The 26,762-nt window shown below is 64.3% G+C and carries 22 protein-coding genes; 16 read left to right on the plus strand and 6 right to left on the minus strand.

Annotated elements, in window-relative coordinates:
• Positions 1–517 precede the first annotated feature (517 nt).
• Complete coding sequence (gene nosP, locus NLX68_RS22740; RefSeq protein ID WP_254285903.1) at positions 518–1,681, plus strand: nitric oxide-sensing protein NosP; 1,164 nt, start codon at positions 518–520, stop codon at positions 1,679–1,681.
• Positions 1,611–4,190 (plus strand): PAS domain-containing hybrid sensor histidine kinase/response regulator, encoded by a 2,580-nt coding sequence (locus NLX68_RS22745; RefSeq protein ID WP_254285904.1) that lies wholly within the window; start codon positions 1,611–1,613, stop codon positions 4,188–4,190. The genes nosP and NLX68_RS22745 overlap by 71 nt, the downstream gene beginning before the upstream one ends.
• On the opposite strand, the gene NLX68_RS22750 is transcribed toward NLX68_RS22745, so the two are convergent.
• Together NLX68_RS22750 and NLX68_RS22755 are read right to left on the minus strand one after the other, a co-directional pair.
• Positions 4,168–5,175 carry an aldo/keto reductase gene (locus NLX68_RS22750; protein ID WP_254285905.1) on the minus strand — a complete coding sequence of 336 codons (1,008 nt, stop codon included), beginning with the start codon at positions 5,173–5,175 and terminating at the stop codon, positions 4,168–4,170. The two genes, NLX68_RS22745 and NLX68_RS22750, sit on opposite strands and share 23 nt — an antisense overlap.
• 127 nt (positions 5,176–5,302) lie before the next feature.
• On the minus strand, positions 5,303–6,637 hold the full coding sequence (locus NLX68_RS22755) for an MFS transporter (protein ID WP_254285906.1): 1,335 nt from the start codon (positions 6,635–6,637) through the stop codon (positions 5,303–5,305).
• 161 nt (positions 6,638–6,798) lie between these two features.
• Between NLX68_RS22755 and NLX68_RS22760 the strand changes: the two genes are divergently transcribed.
• Complete coding sequence (locus tag NLX68_RS22760; RefSeq protein ID WP_254285907.1) at positions 6,799–7,899, plus strand: sugar diacid recognition domain-containing protein; 1,101 nt, start codon at positions 6,799–6,801, stop codon at positions 7,897–7,899.
• 110 nt (positions 7,900–8,009) lie between these two features.
• A complete protein-coding gene (locus NLX68_RS22765) occupies positions 8,010–9,173 on the plus strand; it encodes a glycerate kinase (protein ID WP_254285908.1) in 1,164 nt (387 codons plus the stop codon).
• Between the two features lie 23 nt (positions 9,174–9,196).
• On the opposite strand, the gene NLX68_RS22770 is transcribed toward NLX68_RS22765, so the two are convergent.
• Positions 9,197–10,156 carry a site-specific integrase gene (locus NLX68_RS22770; RefSeq protein WP_254285909.1) on the minus strand — a complete coding sequence of 320 codons (960 nt, stop codon included), beginning with the start codon at positions 10,154–10,156 and terminating at the stop codon, positions 9,197–9,199.
• A 178-nt stretch (positions 10,157–10,334) separates the two neighbouring features.
• Between NLX68_RS22770 and NLX68_RS22775 the strand changes: the two genes are divergently transcribed.
• The gene (locus NLX68_RS22775; RefSeq protein WP_254285910.1) at positions 10,335–11,306 is read left to right on the plus strand and encodes a DNA-binding protein; all 972 of its coding nucleotides are present in this window, start codon (positions 10,335–10,337) and stop codon (positions 11,304–11,306) included.
• On the opposite strand, the gene NLX68_RS22780 is transcribed toward NLX68_RS22775, so the two are convergent.
• Entirely contained in the window at positions 11,291–11,812 is a 522-nt protein-coding gene (locus tag NLX68_RS22780; RefSeq protein WP_254285911.1) for a GNAT family N-acetyltransferase, read from the minus strand. The genes NLX68_RS22775 and NLX68_RS22780 overlap by 16 nt on opposite strands.
• A gap of 244 nt (positions 11,813–12,056) precedes the next feature.
• On the opposite strand from NLX68_RS22780, the gene NLX68_RS22785 reads away from it, so the two are divergent.
• The 8 genes from NLX68_RS22785 to NLX68_RS22820 all read left to right on the plus strand — a co-directional run bounded on the left by NLX68_RS22785 (position 12,057) and on the right by NLX68_RS22820 (position 21,133).
• A complete protein-coding gene (locus NLX68_RS22785; RefSeq protein WP_254285912.1) occupies positions 12,057–13,373 on the plus strand; it encodes an NAD(P)/FAD-dependent oxidoreductase in 1,317 nt (438 codons plus the stop codon).
• Positions 13,373–13,783, plus strand: a complete 411-nt coding sequence (locus tag NLX68_RS22790; RefSeq protein WP_003201555.1) for a RidA family protein — start codon at positions 13,373–13,375, stop codon at positions 13,781–13,783. The genes NLX68_RS22785 and NLX68_RS22790 overlap by 1 nt, the downstream gene beginning before the upstream one ends.
• Positions 13,784–13,793: 10 nt before the next feature.
• A complete protein-coding gene (locus tag NLX68_RS22795) occupies positions 13,794–14,468 on the plus strand; it encodes a DUF1028 domain-containing protein (RefSeq protein WP_254285913.1) in 675 nt (224 codons plus the stop codon).
• Complete coding sequence (gene argE / locus NLX68_RS22800) at positions 14,461–15,621, plus strand: acetylornithine deacetylase (protein ID WP_254285914.1); 1,161 nt, start codon at positions 14,461–14,463, stop codon at positions 15,619–15,621. Before NLX68_RS22795 ends, argE begins: the two co-directional genes overlap by 8 nt.
• Before the next feature lie 46 nt (positions 15,622–15,667).
• Positions 15,668–17,134, plus strand: a complete 1,467-nt coding sequence (locus NLX68_RS22805) for an aldehyde dehydrogenase (protein WP_254285958.1) — start codon at positions 15,668–15,670, stop codon at positions 17,132–17,134.
• A gap of 85 nt (positions 17,135–17,219) precedes the next feature.
• Complete coding sequence (locus NLX68_RS22810) at positions 17,220–18,659, plus strand: APC family permease (protein ID WP_254285915.1); 1,440 nt, start codon at positions 17,220–17,222, stop codon at positions 18,657–18,659.
• The gene (locus NLX68_RS22815; protein ID WP_254285916.1) at positions 18,656–20,038 is read left to right on the plus strand and encodes an aspartate aminotransferase family protein; all 1,383 of its coding nucleotides are present in this window, start codon (positions 18,656–18,658) and stop codon (positions 20,036–20,038) included. Before NLX68_RS22810 ends, NLX68_RS22815 begins: the two co-directional genes overlap by 4 nt.
• Positions 20,039–20,092: 54 nt before the next feature.
• Complete coding sequence (locus tag NLX68_RS22820) at positions 20,093–21,133, plus strand: ABC transporter substrate-binding protein (protein WP_254285917.1); 1,041 nt, start codon at positions 20,093–20,095, stop codon at positions 21,131–21,133.
• A gap of 105 nt (positions 21,134–21,238) precedes the next feature.
• On the opposite strand, the gene NLX68_RS22825 is transcribed toward NLX68_RS22820, so the two are convergent.
• Positions 21,239–22,150, minus strand: a complete 912-nt coding sequence (locus NLX68_RS22825) for a LysR substrate-binding domain-containing protein (protein ID WP_254285918.1) — start codon at positions 22,148–22,150, stop codon at positions 21,239–21,241.
• A gap of 112 nt (positions 22,151–22,262) precedes the next feature.
• Complete coding sequence (locus NLX68_RS22830) at positions 22,263–22,970, minus strand: MgtC/SapB family protein (protein WP_010226050.1); 708 nt, start codon at positions 22,968–22,970, stop codon at positions 22,263–22,265.
• A gap of 463 nt (positions 22,971–23,433) precedes the next feature.
• On the opposite strand from NLX68_RS22830, the gene NLX68_RS22835 reads away from it, so the two are divergent.
• From NLX68_RS22835 to NLX68_RS22845, 3 genes are read left to right on the plus strand one after another with little or no spacing between them, the layout of a single operon-like run.
• Complete coding sequence (locus NLX68_RS22835; RefSeq protein ID WP_254285919.1) at positions 23,434–25,581, plus strand: FUSC family protein; 2,148 nt, start codon at positions 23,434–23,436, stop codon at positions 25,579–25,581.
• The gene (locus tag NLX68_RS22840; RefSeq protein WP_010226052.1) at positions 25,571–25,771 is read left to right on the plus strand and encodes a DUF1656 domain-containing protein; all 201 of its coding nucleotides are present in this window, start codon (positions 25,571–25,573) and stop codon (positions 25,769–25,771) included. Before NLX68_RS22835 ends, NLX68_RS22840 begins: the two co-directional genes overlap by 11 nt.
• A gap of 3 nt (positions 25,772–25,774) precedes the next feature.
• Positions 25,775–26,716, plus strand: a complete 942-nt coding sequence (locus NLX68_RS22845) for an HlyD family secretion protein (RefSeq protein WP_254285920.1) — start codon at positions 25,775–25,777, stop codon at positions 26,714–26,716.
• The last annotated feature ends 46 nt before the right edge of the window (positions 26,717–26,762 follow it).

Here is a 26,762-nt window from a genome sequence, read left to right on the forward strand (position 1 = left end):
GAGCGCACTGCCAATCCTGTGGGAGCCGGACTTGCCGGCGATCGAGCGCGCAGCGGTCGTAATCCAGACGCCGCATGATGTGCTGGCTGCACTGGCCTCATCGCGGGTCAAGCCCGCTCCCACAAGTACTGCACCAATCTCAAGACCACTGCCAATCCTGTGGGAGCCGGACTTGCCGGCGATCGAGCGCGCAGCGGTCGTAATCCAGACGCCGCATGATGTGCTGGCTGCACTGGCCTCATCGCGGGTCAAGCCCGCTCCCACAGGTACTGCACTAATCTCATGACCACTGCCAATCCTGTGGGAACCGGACTTGCCGGCGATCGAGCGCGCAGCGGTCGCAGTCCAGGCGACAGGTTATGTGCAAGCTGGACCGGCCTCATCGCTGGCAAGCCAGCTCCCACAGGTTTGGCTCTACAACCAATGCCACCCACACCCAGTACCCAAGTAGCATTCGGCCCGCTCTCGCCCCTCCCTACACTGCCTGCATCCACCAACGCCCACCCAGGAGGCACCCATGCAGCAGTTCCCGGCCGAGGGCGTGATCAGTGCCGTGTCGCGGGCCAGTGCCGCTGAGCTTGCCGCCCAGGAACTGGCCAGCCAGTTGCTGCACCCGCACCTGGGCTTCGTGCTGTTCTTTTGCTCCGCCGAGTACGACCTGCCTGCCCTGGCCCAGGCCCTGCAACAGAGCTTTGGCGGCATTCGCCTGGCCGGTTGCACCAGCGCCGGCGAACTGACCCCCGACGGCTATGGCCGGGGCTGCATCACCGCCCTGGGCTTTGATCACCGCCAGTTCTCGATTGCCGCGGAACTGATCGACGCCATGCCGGCGTTCAGCCTGATCCAGGCACAAGCCACGGTCGAGCGGCTGGTGGGCGAGTGCCGCAGCAATACCCTGGCACCGATCAAGGGCCACAGCTTTGCCCTGACCTTGCTCGACGGCCTGTCCAGCCGCGAGGAGATGGTCCTGGCGGCGCTCAGTGCAGCGCTAGGCGATATTCCGCATTTTGGCGGCTCGGCAGGCGATGACAATTACCTCAACCACACCCACGTCTATTTCGACGGTGCTTTTCGCAGCGGCGCCGCCGTGGTGTTGCTGGTCAATACCTGGCTGGACTTCGAGGTGTTCACCACCCATCACATCGAACCACGCACGGAGAAACTGGTGGTCACCCGCGCCGACCGCAACCTGCGCCGGGTCTACGAGCTCAATGCCGAGCCTGCCGCGCTGGAATACGCACAACTGATCGGTGTGCCGGTCAGCCAGATCAACCACCGTACCTTCGCCGCCCACCCGCTGGCGGTGCGGATCAACGAGCGCTATTACGTACGTGCCATTCAGCAGGTCCACGAGGACCTGAGCCTGAGCTTCTACTGCGCGGTAGAAAACGGCATCGTCCTCACCGCCATGCGTCCCGGCCCCTTGTTGCCCAACCTTGAAGGCCTGTTCGACGGGCTGCGGGAGCGCCTCGGGCCGCTGTTGCTGGCCATCGGTTGCGATTGCTTCCTGCGCCGCCTGGAGCTGGAAGGCAGCGACAGCCTGGCCGAAGTCGGCAGTTTCCTGCGCCGCCAGCGGGTGCTGGGCTTTAACTCCTACGGAGAACAGTTCAATGGCATGCACATCAACCAGACCTTCACCGGCGTTGCCATCGGACGGCCCCGTGGCCAGCGACAGCAGTGACCAGCGCTTGGCCGAGCTGCAGCGGGCCAACCATAAGCTGCTACGGATCAACGCCGCACTGATCGAACGCCTGGAGTCGGGGGCGGCGCGGCCGGACGATTCCTATGCGGCGTTTCAGCATTCGGTGGTGCTGGCCGAGCAGGTGCGTGAACGCACCGATGCCCTTAACCAGACCCTGGTCGAACTCAAGGCCAGCAACCACCTGCTCAGCGATGCGCGCTTGCGCGCCGAGACCGCTCACCAGTACCTGGTCGATGCCATCGAGAGTATTTCCGACGCTTTCGTGCTGTTCGATCCGGACTTGCGCATCGTGCTGTTCAACAGCCGCTTCAAGGCGTTCTGGGCAGGCAGCCGTATCCGCATCATCAGCGGCATGCGCCTGGCCGAGGTCAAGCGCCTGATGCACAGCAGCGGCCTGTTCAGCGAAGAGCAACGCGGCGCCAATGACGATCACCTGCTGTACCGATTGCAAGGCGGACGCTGGCTGCAGGTCAGCGAGCGGGCGACCCGCGACGGCGGACGGGTGATGCTGTTCACTGATATCACCGAGGTCAAGCACAGCGAAACCCGGCGCCGCGAGCAGGCGGTGGCGCAGAAATCCTATTTGCTGCAACGGGCGGTCGACAACCTTTCCCAGGGCGTGGCCATGGTCAATGCCGATGGCGTGCTGGAATTGTGGAACCGGCGCTTTCTCGAACTCAGCGGCCTGGCACCGATCGCTGCGCACCGCAGTTTTGCCGAGGTGATCGCCGACAGCGAATTGGCCCTGCTGACCCCGGCCAGTCGTGACGGCAATGGCCGCTGCGTGCATGAACGGGAACAACGCCTGTTCGATGGCCGCATGCTCGAGATCCGCACCCACCCGCTGCCCACCGGCGGCTTCGTCAACACCTTCACCGACATCACCGAGCGTTACCAGCACGCAGAAGCGCTGAGCGAAAGCGAGCGCTGGATCCGCCTGATCACCGACCATGTTCCGGCCTTGATCGCTTACCTCAATGCCGAGTTGGTCTACGAGTTCACCAACAAGGTGTACGAGCAGTGGTACTGCTGGCCGCCGGGGGTGATGCTTGGGCAGAGCCTGCGCGAGGTGCACAGCCCTGAGCACTATCAGCGCCTGGAGGGCTACATCCAGCGGGCCCTGGCCGGCGAAAGCGTGACATTCGAATGCGCCGAAACCCATGTCAACGGCCAGGAACGTTACATGCTGCGCTCCTACGTGCCCAATCGCCTGGCCCATGGCGAGGTGGTCGGGATCTTCGTGCTGATCCGCGACATTACCGAGCGCCGGCGCACCGCCGAGGCCTTGCACCAGGCTTACCAGAACCTCGAAGTGCGCGTGCGTGAACGCACCGCCGAACTGAGCAAGGCTAAACAGGAGGCCGAGCAGGCCAACCTGTCGAAGACCAAGTTTCTCGCCGCCGTCAGCCATGACCTGCTGCAACCCTTGAACGCTGCGCGGCTGTTCACCAGCGCTTTGCTCGAACAAAGCAGCGCCAACCCGGCGCTGGTGCGCAACGTCAGCAACTCGCTGGATGATGTCGAGAACCTGCTGGGCACCCTGGTGGACATCTCCAAGCTCGATGCCGGGGTGATCAAGGCAGACCTGGCGACTTTCGCGGTCAGTGACCTGCTCGACAACCTCGCCGCCGAATATGCCCATGCCGCCGCCAGTGAAGGCCTGCGCCTGGATTACGTGCCGTGCCGCCTGAGCGTGCACAGCGATATCCAGTTGTTGGCGCGGATCCTGCGCAACCTGCTCAGCAATGCCATTCGCTATACCCCGCGTGGACGCGTGCTGCTTGGCTGCCGGCGTCGTGGCGCGGTGCTGTGGATCGAAGTCTGGGACACCGGTATCGGCATCGCCGAGGACCGCCGTGAGGAAGTCTTCCAGGAGTTCAAGCGTGGTGATATCCAGCGTCCGGACCAGGATCGCGGATTGGGGCTTGGCCTGGCGATCGTCGACAAAATCGCCGGGATTCTCGGCCACCGCCTGCAGTTGCGTTCAGTGCCCGGCAAAGGCTCGGTGTTTGCCATTGGCGTACCGCAAAGCCAACGGGCACCGCAAAGAGCGGTGGAGCCTGACCTCAGTGAGCCGCTGCGCGAACGCCTGGAGGGCGCACGCATCTGGGTGCTGGATAACGACGCGGCGATCTGTGCGGGGATGCGCACCTTGCTGGAGCAGTGGGGGTGCGAGGTGGTAACCGCCTTGAGCGAACAGGACCTGGTGCGTCAGGTGGCGACCGACCGCGCCGACGCCGACCTGCTGATCGCCGACTATCACCTGGACAACGGCCGCAATGGCGTCGATGCGGTGGCGGCGATCAACGCCCAACGGCGTGTGCCGCTGGCCGCGTTGATGATCACCGCCAACTACAGCAACGAGCTCAAGCAGCAAGTGCGCGAACAAGGCCACACCCTGATGCACAAGCCGGTGCGGCCGATGAGGCTCAAAGCTGCCATCAGCCACCTGCTCGGCAGCGAACTTAGCGCGCCAGGCGCCCGCTGACGAAGTGCGCGGCATCGTTGTAGCCGTGGGTCGAGGCGTGGCCCGGAGTGACCAGCGAATCGATGAAGGCTTCGTCTTCAGCCGTGATCTTCACCGCCAGGGCGCCGCTGTAGGTGTCCCACTGGGCTTCGGTGCGCGGGCCGACAATGGCCGAGCTGATCAGCTGGTTGTTGAGCACCCAGGCAATCGCGAACTCGACCATGCCGACGCCCTTGGCCTGGGTATAGGCATGGATCTTCTGGGCGATTTCCAGCGATTCGGGCCGCCATTCGGTCTCCAGGATGCGCTTGTCCTGGCGCCCGGCGCGGCTGTTGGCATCGGGGTTGGCGTTGGGGCTGTACTTGCCGCTGAGCACGCCACGGGCCAACGGGCTGAACGGCACGATGCCCAGGCCATGGTAAGCGGCGGCGGTGAGCTGCTCGGGCTCGGCCTGGCGGTTGACGATGTTGTACAGCGGCTGGCTGACCACAGGCTTGGCCACGCCCAGGCGCTCGGCCAGGTTACAGATTTCGGCGATGCGCCAGCCACGGAAGTTGGACACTCCCCAGTGGCGGATCTTGCCCTGGCGCAGCAGGTCGCCGATGGCGCTGACGCTGACCTCCAGCGGGGTGCTATGGTCTTCGCGGTGCAGGTAATAGATGTCCAGGTAATCGGTGCCCAGCCGGGTCAGGCTGGCGTCGATGGCATTGAAGATATGCTTGCGGTTCAGGCCGCTGCGGTTGGGCAGGCCCTCGGCGGGGCCGAAGCCGACCTTGGAGGCGAGAATCCAGTCCTGGCGGTTGCGGGCGATGGCCTCGCCGACGATTTCTTCGCTACGCCCGGCGTTGTATACGTTGGCGGTATCGATGAAGTTGATGCCCTGGTCCCAGGCCTTGTCGATGATACGCAGCGAGTCTTCGGTGCTGGTCGGCTCGCCGAACATCATGCTGCCCAGGGTCAGTGCGGACACCTGCAGGCCGCTGTGGCCCAGAGGACGGTAGATCATGATCGAAAGTCCCTTCGCGGTTGGAATTCGATCTGTTTTACACAGTTCCACCTCCGATTTAAAGCATCGCGGGGCAAGCCCGCTCCCACATATTGCAGGAGCGGGCTTGCCCCGCGATGGGGTTACCTCAGTTCGCCGGCTCAGCCACCGTCCCGGAAGCCCGCACCCGCGAAACCCGCAACGCCACCAGGCTGCCAAACACAATCAACCCCGCCAGCGAATACAGCGCGGCATCGGTGGAGCCGGTCTGGTCCTTGATGAACCCGACCAGGTACGGGCTTAGAAACCCCGCCATCTGCCCGACCGAGTTGATGATCGCCAGGCCCGCCACCGCGGTACCGGCGCTCAGCAGCGCGGTGGGCATGGGCCAGAACATCGGCAGGCCGGTGAGGGCGCCCATGGTGGCGATGCTCAGGCCGATGATAGCGATCACCGGGCTGTGGGCGAAGTTGACCGCAATCAGCAGGCCCAGGGCACCCATCAGCATCGGCACCACCAAATGCCAGCGACGCTCGTTGCGCAGGTCAGCCGAGCGCCCGACCAGCAGCATGAACACCCCGGCCAGCAGGTAGGGGATCGCGCTCAGCCAGCCGATCAGCAGGGCATCGTTGAAGCCCAGGTTCTTGATGATCGACGGCAGCCAGAAGTTGATCGCGTAAACCCCGCTCTGGATACAGAAGTAGACGAAACCGAAGGTCCAGATCAGCGGGTTGGCGAACACCGACAGTACGCTGTCGCTGGTGGTCAGCGGTTTGCCGGCGGCATCGGCCTTGAGGTCGGCCTCGATGATCTGGCGTTCAGCAGGGCTCAGCCACTTGGCCTTGGCGTAGCCGTCACTGAGCAGGAAAATAGCCAGAAAGCCCAGCAGTACGGTGGGCAGGCCCTGGATCAGGAACATCCACTGCCAGCCGGCCAGGCCATGCTGGCCGGCGGCGAAGTGATTGAGAATCCAGCCCGAGAACGGCCCGCCGAGCAGCCCGGACACTGGGATCGCCGACATGAACAGGGCCATGATCCGCCCGCGGCGGGCCGCCGGGAACCAGCGCGAAAGGTACAGCACGATGCCGGGGAAGAAGCCCGCTTCGGCGGCGCCGGTAAACAGGCGCAGCACATAGAACTCCATGGGCGTGGTGACGAACAGCAGGCAGGTCGACAGCGTGCCCCAGGCGATCATCATCAGCGCGATCCAGCGCCGTGGGCCGAAGCGATTGAGCGCCAGGTTGCTGGGCAGGCCGCACAGTACGTAGCCGATGAAGAAGATCCCGGCACCCAGGCCGTAGATGGTTTCGCTGAACGTGAGTGCATCGAGCATCTGCAGCTTGGCGAAGCCGACGTTGACCCGGTCCAGGTAGTTGAACAGGTAGCAGATGAAGATGAACGGAATCAGCCGCAGGGTAATGCGCCGATACAGCGCATTGCGGGTGACGTCTTGGCCTTGGTCAGGGGCAGGGCTGTATGACATGATTCTCTCTCTGTTGTTATGTTTATCGCCGCAACCTGCGTCAAGGCGGCTGCTGCGACGAGTCTCGGTGAGCGGGCCGTGGCTGTCTTTGTGCTTTTGCACAGCATTTCGCCTGGCCTGCTGTGCCCCGGACCAATCATTGCGACAACAAGGATCCTCCCATGTTCGAACTGGACCATGACCTGGCACAAGACATCGTCGAGCGGGCGATGGCGATCCTGCCGTGCAATGTCAACGTCATGGACAGCCAGGGCTTGATCCTGGGCAGCGGCGAACCGGAGCGCATCAACACCCGCCACGAGGGTGCGCAGCTGGTGTTGGCCAACGGCCGTATCGTCGAGCTCGACGTGGAAGCGGCCAAGTGCCTGAAGGGCGTGCAGCCCGGGGTCAACCTGCCGCTGTTTCTCGACGGGCGGCTGATCGGCGTACTTGGCCTGACCGGTGATCCGCAGCAGTTGCGCACCTATGGCGAATTGGTGCGCATGACCGCCGAAATGCTCCTGGCCCAGCGTCACCTGCAGGTCGAGCAACAGTGGCGGCGGCAACGTTGTGATGACTTGCTGGCCTTGTTGCTGGGAGGCTCTGGCGACTCGCCGCGCCTGGTCGATGAGGCCCGGCAACTGGGGCTCAAGCCACAGCTGCCGCGTATTCCCTGCCTGTTCGAACTGGATGCCGGGCCCGCAGCCGAAGCGCTGGCCAGCTGGTTGATGAGTCGTTATCCGGACAGCTGGTGCGTCAGCCCGGCGCGGCAATCACTGCTATGGTGCCGGCCCGCCACGGTGGTGCTCGATGAATCGAAGTTGCTGGATCGGTTGCAGCGTCACGGCTGGCAGGTCCAGCGCCTGGCCGCAGGTTCGGCGGCGCAAAGCCTGGAGCAGCTGCGCCGTGGTTATCGTCGGGTTCGCGACCTTCAGGCTTATGGGCGTGAAGTGCTGCCAGCCGAGCGCCTGCTGACCCTGAGCCGCTATCGGCTACCGGCCTTGCTGTGGCGCCACCGCAACGATGACGCCCTGGATGAGCTGCTCGAGCCGCTGCAGCGGATTCGCGCCAAGGACAACAGCGGCCAGTTACTGGCAACCCTGCGTGCCTGGTGCGCCCATGATGGCCAGAGCCAGGCCTGCGCCGATGCCCTGGGCATTCATCGCAACAGCCTGCGCTACCGCCTGGAACGCATCGCCGAACTGAGTGAAGTCGACCCGCTGCGGCTGGAGGGGATGCTTAGCCTGTACCTGGGGTTGCAATTGCTGCCGGCCGGTAGCTGACTCGACTTTGGCCAAGTGCCAAACAAAGGCCGGCGGTTTTTGTGCATTCGACTGACGAACAATCAAGGCCCAACTGTCAGCATGCAGGCATCTGGATCAGGAGAATCCCCATGAAAATCGTCATCGCCCCCGACTCGTTCAAGGACAGCCTCAGCGCCGAAGGCGTCGCCGATGCCATCGCTGCAGGTTTTGCCCAGGTGTTGCCGCAGGCGCAACTGGTCAAGTGCCCGATGGCCGACGGTGGCGAGGGCACCATGGAGGCCATCGTTGCCGCCTGTGCTGGCGAGCTGCGCAGCCAGTGCGTGCGGGGGCCACTGGGGGAGCCGGTCGAGGCCGGTTGGGGGTGGCTGGGCGACAGTCACACGGCGATTATCGAAATGGCCACCGCCAGTGGCCTGCAGTTGCTCACGCTGGGCCAGCGCGATGCCTGCCGCAGCAGCACCTACGGGACCGGGCAACTGATCAGCGCGGCGCTGGACGCCGGTGCCCGGCGGATCATTCTGGCCATTGGCGGCAGTGCGACCAATGATGCGGGCAGCGGTATGCTGCGTGCGCTTGGCCTGCAGTTGTTTGATGCTGAGAATCAGCCTCTGGCTGAAGGCGGGCTGGCGTTGAACCGGCTAGCCCGCATCGATGCCAGCGCGCTGGACTCGCGCCTGGCAGAGGTGCAGCTGGAAGTCGCCGCTGATGTCGACAACCCCCTGTGTGGCAGCCATGGGGCGTCGGCCATCTTCGGTCCGCAAAAAGGCGCAAGCCCCGAGCAGGTACAAGCCCTCGACCAGGCCCTGGGTCACTTTGCCGATCACTGCGCGCAACTGTTGGGCACTGACGTGCGTGATTTTCCCGGATGTGGCGCGGCCGGCGGTATGGGGTTCGCCGCCAAAGCCTTCATGCAGGCCGCCTTCCGTCCCGGGATTGAGGTCGTGGCCGAACTGGCCGGTCTCGAGGCGGCGGTGCAGGGCGCTGACCTGGTGATTACCGGTGAAGGCCGCTTCGATGCCCAGACCCTGCGCGGCAAGACGCCGTTCGGCGTGGCCCGGGTAGCGCGGCGTCACGCCGTACCCGTGGTGGTGATTGCCGGCACCCTGGGCGAGGGCTACGAGCAGCTGTATGCCCACGGCATCGACGCCGCATTTGCCTTGACCAGTGGCCCGATGACCCTGGAAGCGGCCTGCGCCAATGCACCCGCCTTGCTCCAGGCGCGGGCCCGCGACATTGCCCGCTTGTGGAATTGCGCCCGCAAGACCTGTGGGAGCGGGCTTGCCCCGCGATGAGGCCGGCACCTTCACTCTCTGTTTTAAGCCTGATCCGTCAGTAGCCCAGCGGTGCTGCCACCTTCGAGCAGCGCCAGCTCGCCAAACGACACCGAGGCATCGATATAGCGCAGCGCCGACTTGGCATCCTTCCAGCCGACATAGCTCATCAGCGCCTTGAGCTCCCAGCCATTGCTGCTGGCCCAGGTGGCAAACCCGCGGCGCAGCGAGTGACCGGTATATAAAGCTGCCGGAACACCTGCGCGCTCAAGGATGCGTCGCAGCAAAGCGATCAAGCTGTTGCTGTTGAGTGCCTGTTCGCCGAGGTTGCCCCAGCGGTCGAGCTTGCGAAACACCGGCCCATGGGCGATGCCCGCCACCTCGATCCACTGCAGGTAAGCCTGCACCGGGCACAGGACCTTGAGCGCCGGCGCCCGGTGCCGCACGCCGAGCGCCTGGCGGTCGCCCTTGCTGCGCGGCAGGAAGAGCGTCATGCCGACGCCTGCCTGGGCCTGGATATGCTCGACCTGCAGGCGCGCCAGTTCATCACCGCGAAATCCTCGCCAGAAACCGATCAACAGCAAGGCCTTGTCACGACTGGCGCGCAGTAGCGCAGGCAAATCGTGCCGGGCGCGGGCCTGGGTCGCTTCACCTTCCAGCACCGCAACCGCGGTTTGCAGATGCTGTATTAGCAGCGGTGCGGCTTGCCTGGGCTCTGCCGGATGCAGGGTGCGAATGCCCTTGAGCATCTGCCGCACCAGCGGCGCCTTGGTCGGGTCGGGAAACCCCTGGCTGACATGCCACTGGCCCAGCGCTGCCAGGCGCTGCTTGAGGGTGCTGATCGAGTGGCTCTGGGCGTGGTCGGCCAGGTAGCGGGCGATGCTGTCTGCGGTGGCCGGCAAAAAACCGCCCCAGCTCACTTCGAAGTGCTCCACCGCCGCCTGATAGCTGCGCCGGGTGTTGTCGCGCACCGCCGCCTGCAGATAGCGCTCGATCGTATTCATCGCCTGGTTCCTCGCCTGTCGTACCGCCCGGGCACTTTTACTCGGCATTTTAGCGCCTTAGATGCGATAAGCCGTGATTATTTTATCTTAGGATAAGGTGCATCGAGCAAAGAACTAAACGATGAGATAGTATGTAAATACATGGTACGTATCACAGTACGAAATCGTAGGAGCTCATATGGCCCGTGGCGGCATCAACCAGGCATTAGTGCACAAGGCGCGGCAAGCATTGCTGGCCCGTGGCGAGCATCCAAGTATCGATGCGGTACGTATCGAGCTGGGCAATACCGGCTCGAAAACCACCATTCACCGTTACCTGAAAGCGCTGGAAAGCCTGCAGCCCGCCGTGCCTGCCAGCACGCCAAACCTCAGTGGCACGTTGGCGACATTGGTCGAGCAACTGGCTGAACAGTTGCGGGAGGAGGGCGAGGCGTGCATCGAGCAAGCCCGTAGCGCGTTTGAACAACAGCGCCAGACGTTGCTCGCGCAAGTACAGATCAGCCAGCAGGCGTTGGCTGCATTGCAACAGCAGCACGAGATCCAGGCAGCGGCACTGGCCAGCGAGTCAGAAGCCTTGGCCACCGCCCGCAGCACCCTGCAAAGCGAGCAGACGCGTAACGCCACCCTCAACCAGGCCGTCGGCGAGCTGAACCTGCGTCTGGCGGACAAGGACGAGCAGATCCGTTCGCTGGAAGACAAGCACCTGCATGCCCGCGACGCCCTTGAGCATTACCGCAACGCCAGCCGCGAACAGCGTGATCAGGATCAGCGCCGTCATGAGGCGCAGGTGCAGTTGCTGCAGGTGGAAGTGCGCCAGTTGCAGCAGACCCTGATCGTCAAACAGGACGAGTTGACCCGGCTGAACCGCGACAACGAAGGCTTGCTGGTGCAGATCCGCACCCTCAAGGAGGCCCAGCGTGGCTTCAAGACCCAGAGCGAGCGTCAGCAGGCGCAGATCCAGGGCTTGGAGGTGAAGCTTGCGCAGCTCAGCGGATCACGTGACGAACTGGAGAAACAGAACAAGGACCTGGCCTTGAGCCTGGCCGAACGGGTCTCGGAGCTGCGCCGCCAGTTGCAGCTGATTGGCAAGCAGGAAGCGCAACTGCGCCAGGCTGAACGCGCCGGCGAGCAGGCTCAGGACAACGGCTGAAGATCAAGGCGCATGGCGCAGCGCCCGGTCAGCCCCTGCAACTGTTCACGGGTCAATTGCTGGTGCAGGGCCGGGCTGAGTTGCTGTTCGGTCAGTAGCGCGAAACCCAGGCGGGCATAGAAGGGCGCGTTCCAGGGCACCTGGGCGAACGTAGTCAGGGTCAGGCCCTGAAAGTCGTGTTCGCGGGCCCACTGGCAGGCCGTGTTGATCAGCCTGCGACCATGGCCCTGACCCTGAACGTGCTGGGCAACCGACAGTTCATGAACGAACAGGTCGGCACCCGACGGCGTGGCGCAGAGGAACCCCAGGGGTTGATCGTGTGGGTCTACCAGCACCCATTCATGGCCCTGATCGATAAAGGCCAGGTGCTCAGCCGTGCTCATGACCGGCCCTTGGGCAATCCATTCAAGGCCGTGATGATCGATAAAGGATTGCGCCGCCGAACGCTCGATGGCGGGCAGCAGGGGGGCGTCTTCGACGCGGGCCAGGCGAATGTTCAGGGACATGACGGCAACTGTGCAGGGTAAAGCTGCAGTGTCGTCAATCATCGGCCGATCCGCAACAGGTGGGCCTTTTGGCACTTTTGGACTAACACCAGAAACATACTAGCGATCGAGCGCGAAGCAGCCCCAGTTTTTTACTCTCTAACAACCACAAAAATCATAATTTCGCGTTTTCCCGCGCGCTCCCAGAATGCGTCCTACACCCTCCCACGGCAACCCGCGTGGGACAACTCAGTAGGGCGCAGACATGACAACCCATAAAACCAAGATCGATACGCTTGTAGTTGGCGCCGGGCAAGCCGGTGTGGCCATGAGTGAACACCTGAGCCGCCTGGGCGTGCCGCACCTGGTGCTGGAACGCAAGCGCATTGCCGAAGCCTGGCGCACTGGCCGCTGGGATTCGCTGGTGGCCAACGGCCCGGCCTGGCACGACCGCTTCCCGGGCCTGGAATTCGAGGGCCTGGACCCGGACGCCTTCGCCGGCAAGGACCAGGTCGCCGACTACTTTGAAGCCTACGCCCGCACGTTCAACGCGCCGATCCGCACCGGCGTCGATGTCACCCAGGTGGTGCGCAACAGTGACCGCCCGGGTTTCACCGTGCAAACCAGCGACGGGGTGATCGAAGCCCAGCAGGTAGTGGTCGCCACCGGCCCGTTCCAGCGCCCGGTGATCCCGCCGATTGCCGCGCAACAGTCGAGCGTGCTGCAGATGCACTCGGCCGCGTACCGAAACCCGCAGCAGCTGCCTGAAGGTGCGGTGCTGGTGGTGGGTGCCGGCTCTTCGGGGGTGCAGATCGCCGATGAACTGCAACGCGCCGGCAAGCAGGTGTACCTCTCGGTCGGTGCCCACGACCGGCCGCCACGGGCCTACCGCAACCGTGATTTCTGCTGGTGGCTGGGCGTGCTCGGCGAGTGGGATGCCGAAACCATGCAGCCGGGCAAGGAGCACGTGACCATCGCCGTCAGCGGTGCGCGCGGCGGCCATACGGTCGATTTTCGCAGGCTGGCGCAGCAGGGCATGACCCTGGTCGGCCTGACCAAGGGCTTTGACAATGGCGTGGTCAGTTTCGAGGCGAACCTGGCCGAGAACATCGCCCGCGGTGACGAAAACTACCTGGCGCTGCTCGATGCCGCCGACGCCTATATCGCTCGCAATGGCCTGAGCCTGCCGGAAGAACCGCAAGCGCGGGAGATTCTCCCCGACCCGCAGTGCCTGACCCAGCCGATTCTCGAACTCGACCTGGCCAAGGCCGGCGTCAGCACCATCATCTGGGCCACCGGCTATTCGGTGGACTACAGCTGGTTGCAGGTCGACGCCTTCAAAGACAACGGCAAGCCCCGGCACCAGCGCGGCGTGTCCAGCGAGCCGGGGGTCTATTTCGTCGGCCTGCCATGGCTGTCGCGGCGCGGCTCGGCGTTTATCTGGGGCGTGTGGCACGACGCCAAGCACATCGCCGACCACATTGCCAAGCAACGCACCTACCTCAATTACCGCGACGCCGCGCAGCGCCAAGCCGAGCGCGAAGCGTCCAGCCAACCTGTCAGCCTGATCGGAGCCCGTTGATGCCTACTCATACCCGTATTCGCATGTTCAACACCAAAGACACCTACCCCAACCAGACCCTGGACAACGACCTGTGCCAGGCCGTGCGTGCCGGCAACACCGTGTATGTGCGGGGCCAGGTGGGCACCGACTTCAATGGCCAATTGGTCGGCCTCGGTGATCCACGGGCCCAGGCCGAGCAGGCCATGCGCAACGTCAAGCAGTTGCTGGAGGAGGCCGGTAGCGACCTCAGCCATATCGTCAAGACCACCACCTACCTGATCGACCCGCGCTACCGCGAGCCGGTGTACCAGGAGGTCGGCAAATGGCTCAAGGGCGTGTTTCCGATCTCCACGGGCCTGGTGGTCAGCGCCCTCGGCCAGCCGCAGTGGCTGATGGAAATTGACGTGATTGCGGTCATCCCCGAATAAGGAGCGCGCCATGACCTTTTCCATCGTTGGCCGCTGTGCCGACACCGGCCAGCTGGGCATTGCCATCAGCTCCTCGAGCATCGCCGTCGGCGCCCGCTGCCCGTGGCTGCGCAGCGGCGTCGGTGCGGTGTCGAGCCAGAACATCACCTTGCCGGCCCTCGGCCCGCAGATACTCGATGGCCTCGACGAAGGCCTGGCGCCACACCAGGCCCTGGACCGCGCTTTGACGCGCAACGGCTACAGCCAGTACCGCCAGGTGGCGGTGGTCGATGCCCAGGGCCGCACGGCGCTGTTCAGCGGCAACCATGCGCTGGGCATCAATAACGCCGTGGCCGGTGAGCAATGCGTGGCGGCGGGCAACCTGCTGGCCAACAGCGCGGTGATCGAGCGCATGGTCGAGGTTTTCGAGAACAGCGAGGGCTGCCTGGCCGCCCGTTTGCTGAGCGCGCTGCAGGCCGGCCAGGACGCCGGCGGCGAAGCCGGGGCGGTGCATTCGGCGGCGCTGTCGGTGGTCGGCGAGCTGCTCTGGCCGATCGTTGACCTGCGCGTGGACTGGGCCGAGGAAAACCCCATTGGCGAGCTGAACAAACTCTGGACCGCTTACCAGCCGCAGTTGCAGGACTACCTGACCCGCGCCCTCAACCCGACCCTGGCGCCGAGCTACGGAGTGCCGGGCGATGAGTGAGCTGCGCAGTCGTGCATTGTTGGCCAGGCTGATCGGCTTTGCCACGGTCAGCCGCGATTCGAACCTGGCCCTGATCGAGTTCGTCCGCGACTACCTGCACGGCCTGGGCGTGAGCTGCGAGCTGACCTACAACACGGAGCGGACCAAGGCCAACCTGCTGGCCAGCATTGGCCCGGCAGTGGCGGGCGGGGTGGTGCTGTCGGGGCATACCGACGTGGTGCCGGTGGACGGTCAGGCGTGGACGGTCGAGCCGTTCAGCCTCACCGAGCGCGACGGCAAGCTGTACGGCCGTGGCACCGCCGACATGAAAGGCTACCTGGCTTCGGTGCTGGCGGCGGTGCCGCTGTTTCTGCAAAGCCCCCTGCGCCGGCCAGTGCACCTGGCGTTCTCCTATGACGAGGAGGTTGGCTGCCTGGGCGTGCGCAGCCTGCTGGAGCTGTTGCCCCAGCGCATCGCGCAACCGGCGCTGTGCCTGGTCGGCGAGCCCACCGAGCTCAAGCCGGTGCTCGGCCACAAGGGCAAGTTGGCCATGCGTTGCCACGTGCACGGTGCGCCGTGCCATTCGGCCTATGCGCCTTATGGCGTCAACGCCATCGAGCAGGCGGCGCGCTTGATCGGCCGCCTGGGCGAGATCGGCCAGCGCCTGGCGGCGCCGGAGCATCACGATGCACGCTTTGATCCGGCCTTCTCGACCGTGCAGGTCGGGGTGATCCACGGCGGCACGGCGCTGAACATTGTCCCGGCCACTTGCCGCTTCGATTTTGAGGTGCGCGCCTTGCCGGCCTTCGCGCCGCAGGCGGTGGTGGACGAGCTGCAACGCTACGCGCAGCAAACGCTGTTGCCGGCCATGCAAGCGGTCAAGGCCGACACGGCGATTCGCTTCGAGCCGCTTTCCGCCTACCCGGGCCTGGCCACCGCGCCTGAGAGCGCGGCGGCGCAACTGGTCGCGCAGCTGTGTGGCAGCGACGCCTTCAGCACCGTGGCCTTTGGCACCGAAGGCGGCTTGTTCGACCAGGCCGGGATCCCGGCCGTGGTGTGCGGGCCGGGCAGCATGGAGCAGGGCCACAAGCCGGATGAATTTGTCAGCGTCGAACAGATGGCGGCCTGTGACCGCCTGATGGAGCGCCTGGCCGAGTACCTCGCCAACAACTGATAACAAGTAGGAGCCTGCGGTGAAGGATTTCAACGAGTGGACCAACCTGGCGCAACAACAGCGCCTGATCGACAGCGCGTTTATCGACGGCGAGGCCTGCCAGGCCTTGAGCGGCAAGCGATTCGAGGTCATCAACCCGGCCACCGGCAAGCGCTTGGCCGAGGTTGCCGCCTGCGGCCAGGCCGAGGTCGAGCTTGCCGTGCGCAGCGCCCGGCAGGCGTTCGAACACGGCCCCTGGGCCAGGATGGCACCCGCTGAGCGCAAGGCCGTGCTGCTGCGCCTTGCGCAACTGATGCTGGAGCACCGCGATGAGCTGGCCTTGCTCGACTCGCTGAGCATGGGCAAGCCGGTGATGGATGCCTGGAACATCGACGTGCCCGGCGCCGCCCATGTGTTCGCCTGGTACGGCGAGAGCCTCGACAAGCTCTACGACCAGGTAGCGCCGACTGCCAGCAATGCCCTGGCAACCATCACCCGCGTGCCGCTGGGGGTGATCGGTGCGGTGGTGCCGTGGAATTTCCCGCTGGACATGGCTGCCTGGAAGCTCGCCCCGGCATTGGCCGCGGGCAATAGCGTGGTGCTCAAGCCGGCCGAGCAATCGCCGTTCTCGGCGCTGCGCCTGACCGAGCTGGCGATCGAAGCCGGTATTCCCCAGGGGGTGCTCAACGTCGTGCCGGGCCTGGGCGAGGAGGCTGGTCGCGCCCTGGGCCTGCATATGGACGTCGATGCCCTGGCGTTTACCGGCTCCACCGAGGTCGGCAAGTACTTCATGCAGTACGCCGCACAGTCGAACCTCAAGCAGGTGTGGCTCGAATGCGGTGGCAAGAGCCCGAACCTGGTGTTTGCCGACTGCCAGGACCTGGACCTGGCGGCCGAGAAAGCCGCGTTCGGGATCTTCTTCAACCAGGGTGAAGTCTGCTCGGCCAATTCGCGCCTGCTGGTGCAGCGCTCGATTGCCGATGCGTTCATCCAGCGCCTGATCGACAAGGCACGCCAATGGCTACCGGGCAATCCGCTGAACCCGGCGAGCCGGGCCGGGGCCATTGTCGACTCTCGCCAGGCGCAGCGGATCATGCACTACATCGAGCAGGCCCAGGCCGAGGGCGCCGAATTGGTCTGTGGCGGACGGCAACTTAGCTTCGACGGCTCCAGCAACTTCATCGAGCCGACGATTTTTACTGGCGTCACTGCCGACATGACCCTGGCCCGCGAAGAGGTCTTCGGCCCGGTGCTGGCGGTCAGCGTGTTCGATGACGAGGACCAGGCAGTGGCCATGGCCAATGACCATATCTATGGCTTGGCGGCTTCGCTGTGGACCGACGACCTCAACCGCGCCCACCGCGTCGCCCGGCGGCTGAATGCCGGGACGGTGTCGGTCAATACCGTCGATGCCCTGGATGTGACCGTGCCCTTTGGCGGCGGCAAGCAGTCGGGCTTTGGCCGCGACCTGTCACTGCATTCGTTCGACAAGTACACGCAGCTTAAAACCACCTGGATTCAGCTGCGTGGCTGAGGGTCTGTGGGAGCTGGCTTGCCAGCGATGAGGCCAGCACAGGCAACAACTCTGTTCTTCCAATAACAACAACTCGGAGCAATCGATGAACAGCAATGCAAGCGTGCAAACCGGCGCCCTGGCGCCGCCTGCTAGTCGCAAGAAACTCGGTCTCACTGCGCTGTTGGCGGTGGCCATCGGCCTGGTGGTGTCCCAGGGCGTCATGGTGCTGATGCTGCAAGGCGTCGGCATCGCCGGCCTGGGCTTTATCGTGCCCCTGGGCCTGGCCTATCTGCTGGCCCTGAGCTACGCCTGTTCGTTCTCGGAACTGGCGCTGATGATCCCCCGTGCCGGCAGCCTGAGCAGCTACACCGAAGTCGCCATCGGTCAGTTCCCGGCGATCCTGGCGACCTTCTCCGGCTATGTGGTGGTGGCGATGTTCGCCCTGTCGGCCGAGCTGTTGCTGATGGAGTTCATCATCGACAAGGTCTACCCGCACGCCATGCCGCCCTTGACCGTGGCCCTCGGGGTACTGGCGCTGTTTACCGTGCTCAACCTGTTCAACATCGACATCTTCGCCCGCCTGCAAACGGTGCTGGCGGTGGTGATGACCGTGGTGCTGCTGGTGATGGGCCTGAGTGCGATGAACAGCGATATCGCTGCGCCCAACCCGGCGCTGTTCGACAGTGCCCACTGGAACCCGCTGGGCCTGGGAGTGATCGCCCTGACGGCGATGGCGGTGTGGGGCTTTGTCGGCGCCGAGTTCGTCTGCCCGCTGGTAGAAGAAACCCGCTGCCCGGAGCGCAACATCCCGGGGTCGATGATGCTCGGCCTGACCATCATCTTCGTGATCATCAGCCTGTACGGTCTGGGTGCCTTGCTCACCGTGCCGCAGGCGGAACTGGCCAGCAACGGCCTGCCGCACTACCTGTTCGCCACCACCGTTTTCGGTGAGGCCGGCAAGGTGTTCCTGGTCACCGCCGCGATTACCGCCACCTGCAGCACCCTCAACAGCTCGCTGGCGGCGATCCCGCGCATGCTCTTGGGCATGGCCCGCAACGGCCAGGCCTTCGGTGTGTTCAAGCGCCAGGGCAAGCGCACCGGTGCGCCCTGGGTGGCAGTGCTGTTCATCGCTGCGGTCACCGGCCTGCCGTTGCTGCTGATGCATGACCATGCCGATGCCATCAACCAGCTGCTGTTGTCCGCCGCCCTGGCCTGGTTGCTGGCCTACATCATCACCCACGTCAACGTCATTGCCCTGCGCCGGCGTTACCCGCAGGTAGCGCGGCCGTTCCGCACGCCGTACTACCCGTTGCCGCAGCTGTTCGGCATCGCCGGCATGCTGTTTGCGATCTGGAACGTCTCGCCTAGCCCGGACATGACCTTTTCGATTTTTGCCTACGCAGGCCTGGTGCTGCTGATCGTCTCGATCATCGCCGTGCTGTGGATCAAGGGCGTGATGGGCAAACCGCTGTTCAAGCCGGAGCCGCTAGAGCGCGCACTCGGCACTCAACACGATAAAAACCCGCAAGGAGACTCGCAATGACCGCTCAAGAGAAACCTGTCCGTAGCACCGGTGATTACCAGGCCGCGGACGCTGCGCACCACATTCATGCCTTTCTTGACCAGAAGGCACTGAACGCCGAAGGCCCGCGGGTGATCGTCCGTGGCCAAGGCCTGGCCTTGTGGGACAACGACGGCAAACGCTACCTGGACGGCATGTCGGGGTTGTGGTGCACCAACCTCGGCTATGGCCGCAAGGACCTGGCCGCGGCCGCCAGCCAGCAGCTTGAGCAATTGCCGTACTACAACATGTTTTTCCACACCACCCACCCGGCGGTGGTCGAGCTGTCCGAGCTGCTGTTCAGCCTGTTGCCGGCGCACTACAGCCACGCGATCTACACCAACTCCGGCTCCGAAGCCAACGAGGTGCTGATCCGTACCGTGCGCCGCTACTGGCAGATCCTCGGCCAGCCGCAGAAGAAGATCATGATCGGCCGCTGGAACGGCTACCACGGCTCGACCCTGGGCGCCACGGCGCTGGGCGGGATGAAGTTCATGCACGACATGGGCGGGGTGATCCCCGATGTTGCACACATCGACGAGCCGTACTGGTTCGCCCACGAAGGCGACCTGACCCCGGCCGAATTCGGCCTGCGCGCGGCGCGCCAGCTGGAAGAGAAAATCCTCGAACTTGGCGCCGAGAACGTTGCTGCCTTCGTTGCCGAACCGTTCCAGGGCGCTGGCGGCATGATCTTCCCGCCCGAAAGCTACTGGCCGGAAATCCAGCGCATCTGCCGTCAATACGACGTGCTGCTGTGCGCCGATGAGGTGATCGGTGGCTTTGGCCGGACCGGCGAGTGGTTCGCCCACCAGCACTTTGGTTTCGAGCCCGACACCCTGTCGATCGCCAAGGGCCTGACCAGCGGCTACATCCCCATGGGCGGCCTGATTCTCTCCAAGCGCATGGCGCAAGTGCTGGTGGAGCAGGGCGGGGTGTTCGCCCACGGCCTGACCTATTCCGGCCACCCGGTGGCGGCGGCGGTGGCGATTGCCAACCTCAAGGCCTTGCGCGACGAAGGCATCGTCAGCCGGGTCAAGCACGAGACCGGCCCGTACCTGCAGCGCTGCCTGCGCGAAGTGTTCGGCAACCATCCGTTGATTGGCGAGGTGCAGGGCGCAGGTTTAGTCGCCGCCTTGCAGTTCGCCGAAGACAAGGCCAGCCGCAAGCGCTTCGCCAACGAAAACGACATGGCCTGGCGTTGCCGCACCCTCGGCTTTGAAGAAGGCCTGATCATCCGCTCGACCCTGGGCCGAATGATCATGGCCCCGGCCCTGGTGGCCAGCCACGCCGACATCGATGAACTGGTCGACAAGACCCGTACCGCCGTAGACCGTACCGCCCGCGAATTCGGTCGCCTGTAAGCCCATAAGCGGCCGGCGCGTGCGGGCGCGTCGGCCTATTAGAGGAACCGCTTCATGTCCAGATCCTTGCGTTGCTGTGTTCCCTTTGCCCTGGTTTTGCTGTGCAGCGCCGTGTCGGCTGCGCCGCAGAACCTCACCGTCATCTCTTTTGGCGGTGCCACCAAGCAGGCCCAGAACAAGGCCTACTTCCAACCTTTCAACGCCAGCGGTGCAGGACGCGTGGTTGCCGGCGAGTACAACGGTGAGCTGTCGAAGATCAAGGCCATGGTCGATGTCGGCCATACCAGCTGGGATGTGGTCGAAGTCGAAAGCCCGGAACTGCTGCGCGGCTGCGACGAGGGCCTGTTCGAACGCCTCGATCCGGCGCGCTTCGGCGACCCGGCGCAGTTCGTGCCGGGCACCCTGAGTGAATGCGGGGTGGCCACCTATGTGTGGTCGATGGTCATGGCCTACGACAACGGCAAGCTGGCCAGGGCGCCGAGCTCCTGGGCGGACTTCTGGAACGTAGCCGACTTCCCTGGCAAGCGCGGCTTGCGCAAGGGCGCCAAGTACACCCTGGAAATCGCCTTGCTCGCCGACGGCGTCAAGCCCGAGCAGTTGTATCAAGTGCTCGGCACCGCCGAGGGCGTCAGCCGCGCCTTTGCCAAGCTGGACCAGATCAAGGGCAATATCCAGTGGTGGGAAGCCGGCGCGCAACCGGCGCAGTGGCTGATCGCCGGCGACGTGGTCATGAGCGCAGCCTACAACGGCCGGATTGCTTCGGCGCAGAAGGAGGGCATGAAGCTCAGCATCGTCTGGCCGCAGAGCCTGTACGACCCGGAGTACTGGGCGGTGGTCAAGGGCACGCCGAACAAAGCGTTGGCCGAGGATTTCATTGCTTTTGCCAGCCAGCCGCAGAGCCAGAAGGTGTTCTCCGAGCAGATCCCGTACGGGCCGGTACACCGCGAGGCCTTGAAGCTGTTGCCTGCGACTGTCCAGCAGCAGTTGCCGACCGCTGAAGCCAACCTGGCCGGTGCGCGGGCGGTGGATGCCGAGTTCTGGGTGGACCATGGCGAGGAGCTGGAGCAGCGCTTTAACGCCTGGGCTGCGCGCTGAGGCTGATTGGCAAGGCTTTGCCTTGCATCGCCGGCACAGCCAGCTCCCACAGGTCAGGTGTACACCGATTCCTTGTGGGAGCCGGCGTTGCCGGCGATGAGTGCTTCAGTTCAGCCAGGCGGCAAACTGCTCCTTGCAGTAATCGACAAACAGCTGCGCAGGCTTGGTCAGTTGCGCACGCTTGAGCCAGCCGGCCACCAGTGCCGATCCGGTAACATCCTCGGCAATCTCCACACAGACCACTTCCTGGCCGTCATAGGTGCTGTTGCCATGGGGCTTGGTCACCAGCAGGGCAAAGCCAAAGCCCTGGCCCACCATGCCGCGCACCATCTCGATCGATGGTGAGCTGAAGACGATGTTGGGGCTCAGTTGCAGCTCTTCGAAAATGCTCACGAAATAGGTTCGGCTGGGCTGCACGTCGAGGAGGATCATTGGCTCCAGGGCCAGGTCACGGATCGACACCTGGGCCTGCCCGGCAAAGCGATGGCCGGCCGGCACCAGCGCATAGGGGCGCTGCGGGGCGGTCAGGGCTTCGACTTCGATGGTGCTGTCCAGGTCGTGCTCATAGAAGATCGCCAGGTCGAAACGCCCGCCGGTCAGGCCTTGCACCAGTTCTTGCTGCTCGCCGTCCTGCAGGCGGATCTCCACGCCCGGGAAGCGCTGGCGAAAGCCGGCGATCAGGCGCGGCAGGTAGAGCGGGGCAACGGTCTCGAAGCAGCCGATGTCGATCTGGCCACAGACCACGTCATTGTCGGCCAGGGCGTTCTGTTCGAACTCGCGGGCCATGCGCAGCAGTTCCTGGGCCTTGCGGTAGAAGCGTGCACCACTTGGGGTCAGTGAAACGCCCTGGGCGTGATGGCGGATGAACAGCTGTACGCCGAAGCTGTCTTCCAGGCCCTTGATCGCCGTGGAGATCGACGGCTGGGCGATGTACAGCTTGCGCGACGCCTCGGCGACGCTGCCGCATTCAACGGTGGTGACGAAGTACTTCAACTGACGCAAGGTATAGGACGCCACAGTGCACCTCTGGCTGATTATTTTGCTACACGATACCCCTTGATCAGCTGGGTGCTGCAGCGGATTTTACTTGCCACTGAGCATGTTTTCGCGGGCCTGCCGTTGATCGCCGTTAGTCGGCCGTGAGCTCCTGCACTTGCCAACGCACCGAGCTCACGCCTTTTTCCAGACTCACCCGGCTGACCAGGCGTTCAAGCTGGGTGGGCGCATCGGGGCTGCCCATCAGTTCGGCGCGCACTTCCAGCTTGGCCGGGTTGGCCAGGTCTTCACTGTGCAGCGACTGCAGGCGCAGACCGCCGTTGCCGAAGCTGTGCAGCATCAGGCTGCGCACCTGGATCTCGTCCTCGGCGCGGCAGGTGATACGCACCTCGAAACGCTGCTCGGCCTCGTTGGCTGGCAGCACGTCCTGATGATTCAGGCGCTGGGCGATGTCGCGCAGCAGGATATTGGCGCACAGCACCACGCAACTGCCCAGCGCGGCCTCCAGCAGCAGGCCCAGGCTGCACAGCACGCCAACGGCCGCGGTGCACCAGAGCGTGGCGGCGGTGTTCAGGCCGCGCACGTTGAGGCCGTCGCGCATGATCACGCCACCGCCGAGAAAGCCGATGCCCGAGACCACATACGCGGCAACGCGCGAGGCATCGGTCGCGGCCATGCCCGGCACCGCCTGGGTCATCAGCACGAACAGGCAGGCGCCGGTGCTGACCAGCGCGTTGGTGCGCAGGCCGGTCAGGCGCTGACGCAGTTGACGTTCGGCGCCGATCAGCGCCCCGAGCACCAGCGCGACGGTGACGCGCAGCAGAAATACTTTCCAATCCATAGCAAACCTCGAATCCACGGCAAAGCGCCGCTTTGGCATCGACCCCAAAAGTGATGCACGTGAACAAAGAGAATGCGCAGGGCCACGAACCTTCAACACCATTGAAGGTGCCAGGTGTGCGGGAGGGAGAATGAGGATTTGTCATCCGCAAGGGATGCGAATCGCCACTAACCGCCGTGTTCGGCGTGCCAGTGGCAGAAGCAACCTGCTGAACTAGCGCGCCGTGTGAACCTGTCGCAATCGACCAGAGCTACTGTCCAATGCAGGACTCCTGTGTAGGCATGCAAAAATGCGGGCGAGAAACTAACCCTCGGGCCCGGCAGGGTCAAGGGTAAAAACATGACATTTGTTGTTTGATAGCGGTTTATCGTTCCGGATTTGCAACGCTCTGGGTCATGTCGTGGTCTTTCCCTGGAGCGCTTCTATGGCTAGTGTTCGCAGAAAGGACTTTCGAGAGACCGGTGTGCAACCATTGATCAATTACTGGCGGCTGGTGCTGCATCCGGGGGCAGACACCCTGCGCTTCGCCCTACGGACCATCGTCGCCTGCCTGTTGACCTTGTACCTGGCGTTCATCTTCGACCTGGACCAACCCAAGTGGTCGATCATGGCGGTGTTCATCGTCAGCCAGCCGCTGGGCGGCATGACCTTGCAACGCAGCTTCGCCCAAGTGGTCGGCACCACCCTCGGGGCGGCGGTGGCGGTGCTGATCATGGCGCTGTTCCCGCAGGCGCCGTTGCCGTTCATCATCACCCTGGCACTGTGGTTGGCCCTGTGTACCGCCGGCGGCACCTTGTTGCGTTACACCAGCTCGCATGCCTTCGTGCTCAGTGGTTTTACCGCCGTGGTGGTGGCGATGCTGGCGATCCCCGAGCAGGACAATACCCTGATGCTGGCCATTACCCGGGTCACCGAAACCCTGCTGGCGGTGGCCTGCGTGTGCGCGGTCAGCCTGCTCAGTGCGCGGCCGCAGGCGGTGGCCACGGGGTACTTTGCCAAGATCGACAACCTGATCAAACTGATGGCCAGCCATGCTGCGGCGGCGATTCGCGGCGAGGAAAGCGCTGCCGAGTTCAGCCAGCGGCAGATGCAGATCCTTGGTGAGATCAGCGCCCTGGAAGGCCTGCGCCGGCACCTGTACTTCGATGCGCCGCATTTGCGCGGGGCCAACGGCCTGGTGCAGCTATTGGGCAACCAGTTGGTGCTGCTCAGCTCGCGGCTGACGGTTTTGCGTAACCAGAAGCTGATGATCGCCGAGCGCTGGCAAGGCGATTACCCGGAGTTCATCAGCCGCCTGCTGGCCGATGAGCTGGCCTTTCTCGACCAGTTGGCGCAGCAGGGCCGTGCCTTGCCGGCACCGGCCCGCGAGCATTTCAGTGCCCTGCAGCGGCGTTTCGACCAGGCCGCGCTGCAAGCCGAGCAGCTGCAAAGCGACCTGCCAACCCCACTGCGCTCGCTGGCTTGGGCCTTGCGCTGGGAGCAGGCGCGGTTGCTTGAACAGCTGGGCGAAATGCTTGAACTCAGCGATGCCATTCAGGAAGGCCGTGCCGGCGACTGCCTGTACCGCCAAGGACGCACCAACCCTTTGCACCTGGACTGGCGCCTGGCGGCAATGAATGCCAGCCGCGCCTTTATCGCCCTGGTCGCTGCCGGGCTGATCTGGATCGAGACCGCCTGGGACGGCGCCCGCGCCGGCATGATCCTGGTAGGGATTCTGTGCTCGCTGATGGCGACCTTTCCGCGCCCGCTCATGGCCGCGCAGAACTACGCCCGTGGCCTGGGCCTGGCGCTGGTGGTGTCGGCGCTGTACCAGTTCTGGCTGATCCCGCAGGTGGTCGACTTCGAAATGCTCGCGCTGTTGCTGGTGCCCTTGCTCTATGTGGTGGCGGTAGGGTTGTCGGGGCCGATGACCGCAGGGATTGGCATGGGCCTGGGCCTGTCGAGCTTTTTGCTGTTCGGCCCGCAGAACATCGGCGCCTGGCAGAACACCGCGATGCAGTGGTTTGAATTCGCCGGTGCTTATGTCTGTGGCGCGGCGCTGTCATTGATGGTGTATGCGTGGATTTTCCCGTTCAACCCGCAACTGCGCATCGAACGGCTGTTTCGCCAAACCCGTGAACAGGTGTATGCCTTGCTCAAGGGCCCGGCCTCGGATGAACGCCAGTTCGCCTTCGAAAGCCGCATGGTCGACCGCCTGACTCTGATTATCGGCCTGCTGCCGGCGACAACGGATGCGCGTTCGCGGGCGCTGTTCGAGGTCAACCTGGCGTGCATGGCCCTGGGCGTGGCCTTGCGCCAGCTGCAGGAGCAAGGCAAGACCAACCCGTTGCTGCCAGAGGCAATGCGCACCCAGCTTGAGCAGGTGTTGCGCAATACTGGCCGGTACATTGCCGGGCGTACCGCGGTGGTGCTGCCAACCTTATTGCAGACCCTGCAGGACCTGGGTGAACGCCTCGACAACCTGCACGATGAACAGCTGCAGGCGCCGGCCGAACAGCTACGCTCGCTGTTCAGGATCCGTGTGGCCTTGCTGGTGATCGCCGGTTTCTTGCGTCACTACAGCTCTTATCTTCAACCCGCAGATGAAGGAGCCCCGGCCCTTGCCCATTGATTTCGAGATTGGCGGCGTCTACCTGCCGCCGATTGCCCAAGCGTTGCTGCTGGCTATACCGCTGTTGATTGCCGTGCTCTGGCTGCTGCAAAAGCTGGGGGTCATGCAACGGGTCTGGCATCCGGCCCTGTTTGAAGGCGCGCTGTACGCCTGCCTGTGCGCGCTGATCATCCTGTACATGGGGAGCTGAACCGTGAACAAACGTGTCGCCCAGGTCTCGACCCTGGTTGTGGTGGTGCTGGCGCTGGTGCTCGGCTGGTTTGCCTGGGAGCATTACACCCGCGCGCCCTGGACCCGTGATGCGCGGGTGCGCGCCGACGTGGTGACGCTGTCGGCGGATGTCGCCGGGCGTATCGTCAGCCTCAAGGTGACGGACAACCAGCACGTCGACAAAGGCGAGCTGCTGCTGGAGATCGATCCCGAGCGTTATGCCCTGGCGGTTGAGCATGCCCGCCGCGCCATCGAGGTGGCGCGGGCCAGCGAAGGCTTGGCCCAGGCGGCGATCATCTCCAGCCAGGCCCTGCTCAAGCAGCGCCAGAGTGAGGAGCAACGGCGGCGCACCTTGAAACAGGGCTTTGCCATCTCTGGCGAAGAATGGGAAAAATCCAGTACCGACGTTGCCGTGGCCCAGGCCGAATTGATGCGCGGCCAGGCCAACCTGAGCCTGGCCAGCGCCAACGTGCAACTGGCCAGCGCCGCCCTGACCCAGGCGGAACTCGACCTGCAACGCACGCGCATCTATGCGCCGGTCAGCGGTTATGTGACCAACCTGCTGACCCGCCAGGGGGATTACGCCACCGCCGGCGGGCCGCTGCTGGCGCTGGTCGATAGCGGCTCGTTCCATATCAGTGGCTACTTCGAGGAAACCAAGCTGCCGCGCATTCATCAGGGCAGCAAGGTAGATATCGCATTGATGAGTGGCGAGCGCTTCCAGGGCTGGGTGCAGAGCATCGCTTACGCCATCACTGACCGCGAAAACGCCCCCGGTAACCGCCTGCTGGCCAATATCAACCCCAGTTACACCTGGGTGAAGCTGGCCCAGCGCATCCCGGTGCGCATTGAAATCGACCCGGCTTATGCCGGCAAGGCCAACCTGCGCGCCGGTACCACGGCGACAGTGACGGTGCGCGAGTAGGGCCGAGGTGGTAGGCTTTGCGGCGTTTTTGCCAACTCACGCGAAC

The organism is Pseudomonas sp. SBB6 (assembly GCF_024213215.1).
Taxonomy (GTDB): Bacteria; Pseudomonadota; Gammaproteobacteria; order Pseudomonadales; family Pseudomonadaceae; genus Aquipseudomonas; species Aquipseudomonas donghuensis.